Origin of the sequence: Crenothrix sp. (assembly GCF_043729335.1) — a bacterium.
GTDB lineage: Bacteria > Pseudomonadota > Gammaproteobacteria > Methylococcales > Methylomonadaceae > Crenothrix.
Genome location: NZ_JAYTLQ010000056.1, coordinates 33,477 through 46,056, shown reverse-complemented (window position 1 = coordinate 46,056; position 12,580 = coordinate 33,477). Strand labels below are relative to the sequence as shown.

The following is a 12,580-nucleotide window of genomic DNA, read 5'->3' as shown; positions in this document are numbered from 1 at the left end:
TCTAATGGTTTGCTGAACCCCTTTACTATTAAGTCATACTCCTTATGTTTTTAGTTCCAGATGCTGTAGTGCGTTTTTTTCATCGTATGGCTTCACCGCCGCATTTTTATGCGTTCACCGAGCGCTGGATGCCGTGGCTTGTAGGCTTATTTGTGTTATTAGTAGGGGCAGGATTATACGGCGGCTTGTATCTAGCACCAGCCGACTATCAGCAAGGTGACAGTTACCGCATTATTTATATCCACGTACCTAGCGCCTGGATGTCGTTATTTATTTATATGGTGATGGCGACCGCTGGTGCCATTGGTTTGGTGTGGCGTATTAAACTGGCCGAAGTAGTCTTAATCAGCAGTGCGCCTATTGGTGCCAGTTTTACCTTTATTGCTTTAGTGACAGGTTCTCTGTGGGGCAAACCCATGTGGGGTACGTGGTGGGTGTGGGATGCACGCTTAACCTCCGAGTTGGTATTATTGTTTTTGTATTTGGGCGTTATTGGTCTTTACGGGGCAATGGATGACAAGCGCGTTGCCTCTAAAGCTGTGGCCATCCTGGCTTTGGTCGGTGTGGTTAATATCCCTATTATTCACTATTCTGTCGAATGGTGGAGTTCTCTGCATCAAGGCCCTACGGTTATCACCAAAAGCGGTAAGCCCGCTATGCACAGCAGTATGTTAATACCGTTATTGCTGATGGCTCTGGCGTTTAAAGTGTACTATGTGATTGCGCTGATGCAACGTGCGCGAGTCGAGTTATTGTCACGCGAACGTAATTCGCAATGGGTTAAAAACAAGATAGCGATGGGGGCTAAGTGATGACCTTGCAAGAATTTTTTGCCATGGGTGGCTATGGTTTTTACGTATGGACATCTTACGGAATTACCTTGGTGGTGTTGGTTGCCAATATTCTTATTCCGATTATTCAGCGTAAACAATTTTTACGCCAGCAAGCTTTAAAGCAGAAACGATAAAACATTATGAAAGTAGCCAGAAAACAACGTTTGATTCTTATTACCCTGATGGTTATTGGAGCCAGTGTAGCCACGGCGTTTGCATTAAAATCATTTAACGAAAATTTGATGTACTTTTTTTCCACTACCGATGTGGTTGCAGGAAAAGCACCTAAAGATGCCTTATTCCGTTTGGGCGGCATGGTCGTTAAAGGTACGGTCAAAAGACCCGACAAAGGCATGATGGTGCGCTTTACCCTGACCGATTTCAGTAAAGAAGTCACCGTAGAATACACCGGTATTTTGCCGGATTTGTTCAGGGAAGGGCAGGGCATTGTCGCGCATGGCAAGTTAAATAACCAGGGTGTGTTTATCGCCGAAGAAGTATTGGCCAAGCACGATGAAAACTATATGCCACCTGAGGTTAAGGCGAGTTTGAAGCAGAAGGCTACGGCCGAAGGCAAAATAAAATAATATCCCCCCATGGAATTTTGGTCGTCCACGGAATACGCGGAGTGCACAGAATATATAGCTTTGTTTTCGTGCCTTTCGTGTCGCTTAAAGCGCCTACTTTTGGTTTTCGTGGACAAGCATTTTGGTAGATACATTATTGGAAATCACCTAATTGAGGATGCACTGAGGTTTTAAATGATTATTATCACGGTAGCCCGTTAAATTATGGCCTTTACTAATCAATTTAAGTCATTGTCAAATGTACTGAAACATTTCCAAATTCATTATATTGAAGCGGATTTTAAAATAGTGAGAATAGTTGAAATAAATGAAGCTGTTCGACAAGATATTGTTTTTACATTAAAAGAAGTGGCTTATGATGTATCTGAAGCCGCTATTTGTGAAAATCTTATTTATCCAATTTTAAAAGATGCCTGGAAAAATTATTCCGATATTTTTTCAATTTGGAGTCATCAAGCCCTGGAATATGATGATGATTTAACAGGGATTCCTGATTATCTGATTTCTAAGCGTTCTGAGTTAGGGAAAATTATTTTCGATTTCCCTTTGCTGGCGGTAGTTGAAGCTAAAAAAGACAATTTTTCGCTAGGCTGGGCACAATGCAGCTTAGAAATGGTTGCCATTCAAAAAATCAATAACAATGCTAATCTCGCAGTTTATGGATTGGTTTCAAATGGTGAGATTTGGGAAATTGCTAAATTAGAAAATCACAATTTTACTTTTTATAATAAACGGTTTGTAATTGAAGAGTTAGACGTTTTATTTAATGTTTTAGTATCAGTTTTGGAGTTGTGTAAATTGCAACTCAATAGGTTTAATTTATTAAACACACATGAATAATCCTGTGCTTAAACTTAATGCGGAGAGTGAGTTAATCGGTGTGGAAATACTAAAAGCCGTACTCATTCAGTTCCTCTTTGAAAAAGAGGGGTGGAGGGAGATTTATTAGATACAGCGTTTTCAGCATCGATTAGTTATATTGGAGGGAGTACAAACCTAGGTTTGTACTCCACTACTAATAATTAATGTTATTCACCTGATATGAAAACGCTGTAAATCCACCTCCCCCTTTTTCAAAGGGGGAGGTGAATGAATACTAAAAGCCAGTACGTTTTTAAGAGATTTTATTGTCGAAAGCACAAGCTAAGCTGATGCAGCTTAATAAGCCAGTCAGTTGACATCTAGCGAGAAACAACACTGAGATAGGGTTATGAAAAAAATTAAAGGTCATCAAGAATGATTGCAGAACTAGGGCATTTTTCACTCAGCCTTGCCTTGTGCATGGCCATTATCTTAAGCGTTTTACCGCTCATTGGCGCATCCAGATCAATATCAGGTTGGATTGCCGTGGCACGGCCTGCGGCGTTTGCGCAGTTATTATTCATGGCTATTTCTTACGGTTGCTTAACCTATTGCTTTTTAGTCCACGATTTTTCCGTTAAATACGTTGCCAGCAATTCCAATACCGCCTTACCGACGTTGTATTTGGTGTCCGGCGTGTGGGGCGCTCATGAAGGCTCTTTGTTGCTGTGGGCGTTGGTACTCACCATCTGGACGGCATTAGTGGCGCGTTTCAGTCAACGTATTCCCGATATTACCGTGGCTAGAGTTTTGAGCATAATGGGCTTGATTTCCATTGGCTTTATCCTGTTTTTATTACTAACCTCAAATCCCTTTGAACGCCTGTTTCCTGCGCCGCCAGAAGGCCGCGATTTAAATCCCTTGCTGCAAGATCCAGGATTAGCCATTCATCCACCTATGTTATACATGGGTTATGTGGGCTTTTCGGTGGCGTTTTCGTTTGCGATTGCAGCGTTGCTGGAAGGCCGTGTGGATGCGGCATGGGCACGATGGTCTAGGCCTTGGACAAATATCGCCTGGATGTTTTTAACACTGGGTATTGCTTTAGGCAGTTGGTGGGCGTATTACGAATTGGGTTGGGGCGGCTGGTGGTTTTGGGATCCGGTCGAGAATGCCTCGTTTATGCCGTGGTTAGTGGGTACTGCATTAATCCATTCTTTGGCAGCGACCGAAAAACGCGGCGTGTTTAAAACCTGGACTTTGCTACTGGCTATATTTGCGTTTTCTTTAAGCTTACTAGGTACATTCCTGGTACGTTCCGGAGTATTAACTTCAGTACACGCCTTCGCCAGCGATCCGGCCAGAGGTTTATTTATTTTGATTTTTCTGGCCATTGTCGTGGGTGGCTCGTTAATGTTGTATGCCATCAAAGCACCGCAGGTGAAAAGTAGTGCTGGATTCGAGCTGGTATCCAGAGAATCCGTTGTGTTATTGAATAACGTATTTTTAGTGGTTACCGCTGCCAGTATTTTATTAGGTACATTGTATCCCTTAGTGATTGATGCCTTGGGTATGGGTAAAATTTCCGTAGGCCCGCCGTATTTTAATGCGGTGTTTATTCCGTTAATGGCGCCATTAGGTGCCGCTGTCGGTTTAGGTATGTTGTTACGCTGGAAGCGCGATGATATCGCTGCATTGGCAACCCGTGTTCGCTGGTTATTATTGGGCTGCGTGGTGTTCGGTTTGTTAGTCCCGTTATTGATGCCTTTTTATGCTATCGGTGCGGTTATCGGCATGGTCTTAGCCTCGTGGGTCGTGGTGACGACAGCGTTGTCTTTTCTGGATAGATTAGGGCCAAAAGGCTTTAGCTGGGAGCGCTTAAAAACAATCCCTGCTGGCTTTTACGGTATGACGGTCGCGCATTTAGGTATTGCAGTGTTTATTACCGGTATTACTTTTACCTGCACCTATAGCATTGAAAAAGATATCCGTATGGCACCCGATGAGACGGTTGATATGTCTGGATACATTTTTAAATTTCACAACGTTAAGCAAAAAGAAGGGCCTAATTATGTGGCGCAACAAGCTACGGTTACGGTGAGTTATGATGGCAAAGAGGTGGCTACCTTAAAACCTTCAAAGCGTGTATACCGCGTACAAACCATGCCCATGACCGAAGCTGCGATTGATGCGAGTTTGTTCAGGGATCTGTTTGTCGCAATTGGCGAACCGTTAGATGACAAAGGCGCATGGAGTATGCGTATTTATTACAAATCGTTTATACGCTGGATATGGTTAGGTGCGATATTTATGGCGATGGGCGGTTTGTGGGCTGCGTGCGACAGACGTTATCGCATCACTCCTAAAAAAGCAGGCAATCCATAATGCTCAAATATCTTATTCCGTTAGTTATTTTTTCGGTGATGGCGGTGTTTTTGGCGTTAGGCTTAAATCTTAAACCCAGCGAAATTCCATCCCCGCTGATTGGTAAGCCAGTACCCGTATTTTCTGCACCCAAGCTTGATGATCCTTCGCAAAACTTAAGCCAGGCTGATTTAAAAGGCCAGGTATGGCTGTTTAATGTCTGGGCATCCTGGTGTGTGTCGTGCCGTCAAGAACACGAAGTGTTTACCCAATTTGCCCAACAAAAAGCGGTAACGATTGTTGGTTTAAATTATAAAGATGATCCGGCGGCGGCCAAAAACTGGCTACAAAGCCTCGGTAATCCGTATAACGTCAGTATTATGGATCAGGATGGCCGTATTGGTATTGATTGGGGCGTGTATGGTGTGCCGGAAACTTTTGTTGTTGATAAACATGGCATTGTGCGTTATAAGCACACTGGCCCTGTGAGCGTTAATGATATCCAAAACGTCTTTTTGCCGTTAATTGCCAAATTACAGATGGAGGCATGATGCTGAAAACTTTATCGATGATGGTGTTGCTGATGTTATCGCCGTTAGCAAACGCAGTGGATGCGCGGCAGATGGCCACGGCAGAGCTACAGGAAACCTATGAAAGCATCAACTCAGAGCTGCGCTGTTTGGTATGCCAAAATCAAACTATAGCGGATTCTAACGCGGAACTTGCCGGTGATCTGCGCAGGCAAGTGGCGGAAATGCTGCAACAAGGTAAGTCTAAACAGGACATTATTGATTTTATGACGCAACGTTATGGTGATTTTGTTTTATATAAACCGCCATTTAAAGGCAAAACCAGCCTACTTTGGCTGGCGCCAGGCTTGTTTTTAGTGGTCGGCATGGTAACGGTATTTTTTGTGGTACGGCGGCGAAAAAGCGCATCAATGCAGCCAATAATTAACGATGAACAGCAGAAAAAAATCAGCAAACTGTTGGACGAAGGGGATGACTTTTGAATATTTTTTTACTGTTGGTTGTTGTCCTGCTTATTGTAGCGTTTGTGATTATTTTGCCGCCCTTGTGGCGCACGCAAACCATTGAAGATGCTGATTTTGACGCGCGTAACACCCTGATCGCCCGGCATCGATTGTCAGAATTAAAAGAACAATTGCAGTCGGGAGGGCTTTCAAAAGCGCTGTATGATGAGCAACTTGCTGAGCTTAAACAAGCTTTAGGGGATGATCTTGACATAACGTCCCCTGTGAAATCAGCGCAAACCCAAGGTCGCTGGATGGCGTATGTACTGGTATTAGGTATACCTTTATTGGCGGGGTCGCTGTACTTGACCTTAGGCAGTCCTCAATCCATTGACCGTGTTGAAGAAATAACCCCAGCTGGCTCAGGTGTACCCGATTCTGAGGCCATTAACAAAATGGTTGAAGGCTTGGCCGCAAAAATGAAGGCCAATCCTAATGATGGGGAAGGTTGGCTGATGCTGGGGCGCTCGTATAAAGTGTTGCAGCAATACCCTAAAGCCGTCGATGCGTTTGCCAATGCCCATCGTTTATTAGGCGATAAACCTGATGTCATGTTGATGTACGCAGATGCGCTGGCGTTTGCCAACAACGAAAAAATTGACGGCAAATCCGCTGAATTAGTCTTTAAAGCCTTAGAAATTGAGCCGGAAAATTTAAATGGCTTATGGTTGGGTGGTATGGCTAAAGCGCAAGCTGGCGATTTTATGGGTGCAATGGTGTTATGGCAAAAGCTGGAAAGCTTATTGCCGCAAGGATCAGATGCACAGAAAGAAACTCAGGAATTGCTGGCAAAAATAACCAGTCAAATGCCAAAAGATGCAGTGTTGCCGCAAGGGGATAGTGCGCAACCAGCAGATAATACTCAAGTTGCAGGTGCTGGTGCAAGTGTTAAAATACAGGTCAGTTTGGATGCCACATTAAAGCAATCGGTAGCGCCAACTGATACTGTTTTTGTTTATGCACAGGCGCTATCTGGCCCAAAAATGCCGCTCGCTATTGTTCGTAAGCAGGTGTCTGATTTGCCGTTATCTGTAACATTGGATGATACTACGGCGATGATGCCAAAGATGAAATTATCGAATTTCAAAGAGGTTAAATTGATGGCGCGTATTTCCAAATCAGGCAATGCGATGCCACAAGCAGGCGATTTAATCGGCAGCGTTGAAGCTGTGACGTTAGCGGATAAAAAACTTAACAAAATAGTAATTAACAACAAGGTAAAGTGACTTGTTATGGACACAGATAGATTGATTGAGTTAGAAATAAAGATAGCTTATCAGGAAGATTTACTGCAATCTTTAAATGAAACGGTGAGTGACCAACAAGAGCAAATAGATCGGTTAAATGCCACGTGCCGAGTATTAAGCGAGCGTATTAAAAGTCTTTTTAACCAAAATAATGCTGACGAGAGCGTTGATCAAACACCGCCGCATTATTAGATGATGTTAAATTAGCGCTAGGTTGAGCTGATGAAGCGCAGCAGTTGTGCTTTCATTATGTGGCTACCCATTTAAGCGGGGATACGTTTTGTAGGTTGGGGTGAGGTAACGAACCCCAACGAAACTACGCATTATGTGTTGGGGTTCCAAACGTCACCCCAACCTACGCCAGTAACATTACACTTTGTCCCACCTTAAGTAATGGTATGGACTCCTCCCCTTCACAACGGCATCGTGATGTGCCAAAGTGAAAGGGTAAACCACCACTTATGAGAAGAAGAGGAATCCGACATGAATATTACGACAATTGGTTTAGACATTGCAAAAAACGTTTTCCAAATTCATGGGGTCGATACCAATGGCAAGACTGTGTTACGTAAACAAGTCAAACGCAATGACGTGTTGGCTTTTTTCGCCAACCTATTACCTTGCCTGATTGGCCTTGAAGCCTGTGGCGGTTCGCACTATTGGGCAAGGGAATTGATCAAGCTGGGGCATGATGCCAAGATAATCAGCCCCCAGTTCGTCAAACCTTACGTCAAAGGCAACAAAAATGACAGTAATGATGCGGAGGCTATTTGTGAAGCCGTAGGTCGTCCAAACATGCGCTTTGTGCCCGTGAAAACGGTAGAGCAGCAAGACATACAGTTGTTACACCGTATTCGCAGCGGCTTGATTAAGGAACGCACCGCACTAATCAACCGTATCAGAGGGTTATTAATGGAATACGGCATTATCATCGCATTAGGGATAGCCAAGGTTCGCAAACAGTTGCCTTCCATACTGGAAGATGCCGAAAATGGATTGACAATAAAGGCGCGGCAAATCTTTGCAGACTTGCAAGAACAACTGATTGAATTGGATAAACAAGTGGCGACTTACGATGAAAATATTCAAGCAGTACACCGTGCCAGTGTAGTCAGCCGAATCCTTGCTGAAATCCCTGGCATCGGGCCACTTATCGCCACAGCCCTGTTGGCCGCAATTGGGGATGGCAAGGCTTTTAGTTCGGCAAGGCAGGTGGCCGCCTGGTTGGGGTTGGTTCCACGACAAAATTCCAGCGGCGGTAAATCCACATTGTTGGGTATCAGCAAGCGGGGAGATGTGTACCTGCGAACCCTGTTGATCCATGGGGCTAGGTCAGTGGTCAAAGCCGCCGCCAAGAAGGATGATGCCCAAAGCCGATGGATCAATGACTTGGTGAAACGGCGCAACGCCAACATTGCAGCAGTGGCGGTGGCTAATAAGAATGCTAGGGTTGCTTGGGCAATGCTGACAAAGTTAGTGCATTACGAAGCACCCACATTAGTTGATCCCTAAAGGGTTGGTGCAATAACTGTGCTTTATCGGATAGGGCATCCAGATAAAATTCCACATAACATATTGATATGAAAAATAATTAATGACTTAAATAATAAGCGTAAAGAGTTTTAACAGGCACTTCCAGTTGCGGCGCTTTTTTAATGAGATGGCAAATCGGTCAGACCGGTGTTTTCAGAAATCCGTGCTACCCACAGACCTTCTAGGTCGCTTAAGTGATAGGGATGAAAACACGCGGATATCCATCAGGGCCAGAGGTATTAAATCCTCAACAACAGGCCGGATATATGGATGCAACTGCGTTTCCTGATCGTAGAAATCGAAAATAAAAAGCTTGCAAAAAAGAGGAGTCCATATATGGATAGCCCATTATTTTAATCCAGCGTGCTGATTTTTAAATCTTACACGGTCCATGAAAAAACAAACAGGCATCAGCAGCGGCTTGTTCAATCAAAATAAATGGCACATTCTGGCTTTGCTGTAAAGATACTATACGTATTATGGTGGCAGCTTGCTCAGGGGTTAATAATTGCTGCGGTAGTATCTCATTATGCAACCAAACTGTTACGGTATCGGGTGCCGGCGCTTGAAATTGTCCTGTAATGGCCGCTGCCTGCAATAACAAAGCTGAGGCCAGTAAATCTAAAACTCCGGCCGTAGACTTTTGCGCCAGTAGTATGGTTGCGGAATGCAGTTTTGCATGGGCTAAGTGGGTCAACGGATTGATGTTGGCTTCATTATTAGCTTCATATAACGACGGCATTACCGACAGCGCGGCACACGCCTCTAAGCGCTTTAAACCTGTTAGGGTGGGGCTGTCAATAACCGCAACCGGAATACCGCATTTTGATAAGTGTTGTGCAGTGTCTTCGTCATTGCTATTAAGTTGATTGACAATGGCTAACAATCCTTGGGTAGAGCCTATAACTTGCTGAGTCCGGTGTTTAAAAGCCTGCTGAATTTTTTCAAGGAGTTGGCGAATGCGCAGATCATCTTCAGTTTCTACCCACACTGCACTGGCTTGGGTTGATTTTAATGCAGCGGATTGCTCATGGGGTTGTTTGTGGTTATCTTGACGCGTGTCGGCGTTAACACGATTACTGGTCAGTGAATCAATGATAGTTTGCAGCATTTTTTTAGAAACGCCGACGATATCGTCAGAAGTTTCTGGACTGATAATGTTATCAAATAAATCGCGTTTACTTTTTACCAGTTTGGCGACCTGTTGTTCGTAAGAGTTTTCCGCTAGCATCGAAAATATTTGGATATGATTGTTTTGACCGGATTTATGTATCCGGGCAATACGCTGATCCAGAATGGCAGGATTCCACGGCATATCCAGATTAATCAATACAGTTGCCGACTTTAGATTTAAGCCGATACCGCCGGCATCTGTGCAGATAAGCACTTGCACAGCATTATCTTTTTTAAAGTTGTTGATTATTTCACTACGCTGGTCATTAGGTGTGCTGCCGTGCAAACACAGCGTTATTAAGCCCATCTGTTGGGTTAAGGCGGCTACCATTTCTGTCATTAATGCCCATTGCGAAAAAATAACCGCCTTATGGTTATTTTGCAGGCAGAGATTTTCCAGCAAATAAGATAATTCATGTAGTTTCGGCGAACCTTGCGTTTCCTTGTCAATCAAACCTGCGGCATTACAGGCTAGACGGGCTTGTTGCAATGCTGCCATTAAACGCTGCTGTTCGCCAGGCGTTAAGGTTCGGTGGGTTGCAAGCTCTGCTAATTGATTTGCAGCAGACATGGCGACATCGTGTAATTCGCGCTGGGTTTTGTCCAACGGCACATCAAGCCGCACTTCGGTTTTTTCCAGCAATTGGGTACTGACTTCACTGTACGTTCGCCGTAATACAACGGGGGCGATACGCTGATGTAAGGCTGTCAGGTTACGGTAGCCAATGACATTGCCTTGTTCATCGGTAATCTGATAATCCGGTAAATAACGCCATGCCGGATCTAGAAGCTGTGCGTCTACCGCCTGTAATAAGCTATAAATATCATCCAGACGTTTTTCCAATGCCAAGCTGCTTAATACGAAAATATGCGAGCAGGGTATGGGTTTCAGTTTTGGGATGATGCGGGCACGCCAGTTTTTGATGCGTTGAACTTCATCTAAAATGAGCAGATCAGGTTGAAGCACTTCGCTGATCAGGTTTAGATCGCGTATGAGTACGTCATAGGTAACAATGATAAACAAGGCCTCCGCTTGGTATTGTAAAGTGCGCTGGTCGGCGTTGCCCTGAATAATTTGCGACGTGTGGCTGGTGAATTTTTTTATTTCCCGTGCCCATTGGTATTTTAATGGGGCAGGGCAGACCACCAAGGTTTTTTTAACGTCGCCATGATTCACTAGCCAACAGGCCGCTGCAATGGATTGCAAGGTTTTACCTAAGCCCATGTCGTCTGCGAGTATTGATTTGCCGCGCGAGGCTAAAAAGGCAACGCCTTGTATTTGATACGGCAATAAGCGTGCTTTAAGCCCAGGCATTACACCGTTGCTATGGACAATATTTTGGCTGATTTGCTCTGTGTGCGTAGCTTGTGCTGCAAGGTTTGCGCAGTGCTGTGCGTAGTGCTGGGCATCTTCTCCGAGATGAAAATCTTCTCTGTTGGCAACGCGTTCGGCAAAGCGGAAAAAATCGTCGGGCAATTGGCCTGTAAAATTTTTTTTGGGTGCAAAAAACTCGCTACAGATGGCGCTGAGATCGTCGCTTATAGTCGCTATGGGATACAGGCGAATAACAGGTTTATTGTTATCCCACGCGAGGTAGGTAAATGAAACCGGCGGGCCGGATTTTTTGAAAGCATCGTAATCTGGTTTGCTTTGTGCGTAATATAGTACGGCTTCTATATGTTGGCAGGTGCCAAGGCGATAGCGGATTAAATCAGGACAGTTGCAGTAATTGACGCGTTGATCCAATGAGCGGATGTGGACTTGGTAGGCATCCAGGTTGTTGGGATTAAGAACAGCGGAGGTGGCTTGCCAGACACCAAAGCCCAGGTTGCCACTGATTAATTTAACCCTGACTTCATTTTGGCCTTTGTTAATGCAGTGCTGTATTGTTTCATCAATAATAGTGGCAATGTGTAGGTCATGCCTTTCGGTTTGAGCGGTATAGCTTTGCAGGGCAGCAATGGCATGTTTGCACACGTTATTTTCACTGCTGCAATTACACCGAACGTCTAATTTTCCGTCCTTGGTTTGCGTTAACTCTACTGCATACCCCGAACTGCTATTATTGTCTTCTAATTGAGCGCTGAGAATGTTGTCTTGTTTATCTAGTGCCAGCACTGAGTGCTCAGACACATAAGCCAGCCCTTGTTGCAGGATATCTTCTGGGGCAATACGCTTAAAACGCTCAGTATCGTAGATAAATAAGTCTTTGTTCATGGGTAAAGAAGCCTAACGAAAGGTAAGTTTTTTCAATTGTACCTGAGTATTCAAAAAAGTCAGTGTAACGCTAGCGACTTATTTTGTCGGACATAATGACAGTTACGGCGTAATAAGTTGCGCTATTTTTTCAGCGCACAAGCCAGGGCGATAAAAGTGCTAAAATTAAACGAGAAATCTAACGACAAATCAACCTTAGGTAAGTGCTCTTATGGCAGAACAACATTCTCTTGATGCCACATCAGAAAAGAAGGCACATCTGCTGGCGTTATTTACGCGGCTTTTGCCGTTGGTTGACAGTGTGGCCGATAAGCTGCGCTTTGTGCTTATTATGGGCGTATTGGCTGTAGTCTGGATTGGCGTTTGGTTAGGGTTGATTAAACATTTTTCGGTGCTTATTGTTTTACTGGTTGTTGGGTTGGCATTAATGCCTTTGTTGATTTTATTGCGTTTTTGGTGGTCTTTGGAAGAGTTGAAAGAATTGCCAACTATTGCGGGCCAAATGATGGGCGATGCCAAAAATGAAATTCGTGACAATGTACAAAGCATACGTGCAGGCAAAGTCTCGAAGCTAAGTTTTTTGAGCGCGAGTAAAGGTTTATGGTCAGTAGGGTCTATGTTGAGAGACGCCAAGGGAATGCTGGGCTCATACATTAGCATTACCACGTTGGTCAACCCCTTTATGTTAATGCTGGGTATGTTTTCGCTGGGCTTTGTCTTTATTTTGGGGTTGGTGAGTGTGGTTTTAGGATTTTTGGCGTTATGAATGGCTGGTTGTTAATTGCCTCCGA

Annotated in this window: 12 protein-coding genes; 11 read left to right on the top strand and 1 reads right to left on the bottom strand. The window is 44.3% G+C overall.

Annotated features, from left to right (window positions below; translation table 11 throughout):
* Positions 1-44: 44 nt before the first annotated feature.
* The 10 genes from ACHZC4_RS12835 to ACHZC4_RS12790 all read left to right on the top strand — a co-directional run bounded on the left by ACHZC4_RS12835 (position 45) and on the right by ACHZC4_RS12790 (position 8,377).
* Complete coding sequence (locus tag ACHZC4_RS12835; RefSeq protein ID WP_394754261.1) at positions 45-812, top strand: heme ABC transporter permease; 768 nt, start codon at positions 45-47, stop codon at positions 810-812.
* Positions 812-967 carry a heme exporter protein CcmD gene (ccmD, locus tag ACHZC4_RS12830; protein WP_394754367.1) on the top strand — a complete coding sequence of 52 codons (156 nt, stop codon included), beginning with the start codon at positions 812-814 and terminating at the stop codon, positions 965-967. Before ACHZC4_RS12835 ends, ccmD begins: the two co-directional genes overlap by 1 nt.
* A gap of 6 nt (positions 968-973) precedes the next feature.
* Entirely contained in the window at positions 974-1,420 is a 447-nt protein-coding gene (gene ccmE / locus ACHZC4_RS12825; protein WP_394754260.1) for a cytochrome c maturation protein CcmE, read from the top strand.
* A gap of 204 nt (positions 1,421-1,624) precedes the next feature.
* Complete coding sequence (locus ACHZC4_RS12820) at positions 1,625-2,260, top strand: hypothetical protein (RefSeq protein ID WP_394754259.1); 636 nt, start codon at positions 1,625-1,627, stop codon at positions 2,258-2,260.
* Positions 2,261-2,656: 396 nt separating this feature from the next.
* Positions 2,657-4,606, top strand: coding sequence for a heme lyase CcmF/NrfE family subunit (locus ACHZC4_RS12815; RefSeq protein ID WP_394754258.1), 1,950 nt, complete (start codon positions 2,657-2,659; stop codon positions 4,604-4,606).
* Positions 4,606-5,136: a DsbE family thiol:disulfide interchange protein gene (locus tag ACHZC4_RS12810; protein WP_394754257.1), complete on the top strand. Its 531-nt coding sequence runs from the start codon at positions 4,606-4,608 to the stop codon at positions 5,134-5,136. Before ACHZC4_RS12815 ends, ACHZC4_RS12810 begins: the two co-directional genes overlap by 1 nt.
* Entirely contained in the window at positions 5,133-5,597 is a 465-nt protein-coding gene (locus tag ACHZC4_RS12805) for a cytochrome c-type biogenesis protein CcmH (RefSeq protein WP_394754256.1), read from the top strand. Before ACHZC4_RS12810 ends, ACHZC4_RS12805 begins: the two co-directional genes overlap by 4 nt.
* The gene (gene ccmI / locus ACHZC4_RS12800; RefSeq protein ID WP_394754255.1) at positions 5,594-6,844 is read left to right on the top strand and encodes a c-type cytochrome biogenesis protein CcmI; all 1,251 of its coding nucleotides are present in this window, start codon (positions 5,594-5,596) and stop codon (positions 6,842-6,844) included. Before ACHZC4_RS12805 ends, ccmI begins: the two co-directional genes overlap by 4 nt.
* A gap of 6 nt (positions 6,845-6,850) precedes the next feature.
* Positions 6,851-7,057, top strand: a complete 207-nt coding sequence (locus tag ACHZC4_RS12795) for a SlyX family protein (RefSeq protein WP_394754253.1) — start codon at positions 6,851-6,853, stop codon at positions 7,055-7,057.
* 291 nt (positions 7,058-7,348) lie between these two features.
* A complete protein-coding gene (locus ACHZC4_RS12790; RefSeq protein WP_394754252.1) occupies positions 7,349-8,377 on the top strand; it encodes an IS110 family transposase in 1,029 nt (342 codons plus the stop codon).
* Positions 8,378-8,771: 394 nt separating this feature from the next.
* On the opposite strand, the gene ACHZC4_RS12785 is transcribed toward ACHZC4_RS12790, so the two are convergent.
* Entirely contained in the window at positions 8,772-11,789 is a 3,018-nt protein-coding gene (locus tag ACHZC4_RS12785; protein WP_394754251.1) for an SNF2-related protein, read from the bottom strand.
* 211 nt (positions 11,790-12,000) lie between these two features.
* Between ACHZC4_RS12785 and ACHZC4_RS12780 the strand changes: the two genes are divergently transcribed.
* Positions 12,001-12,555, top strand: coding sequence for a hypothetical protein (locus ACHZC4_RS12780; RefSeq protein WP_394754250.1), 555 nt, complete (start codon positions 12,001-12,003; stop codon positions 12,553-12,555).
* Positions 12,556-12,580: the final 25 nt, after the last annotated feature.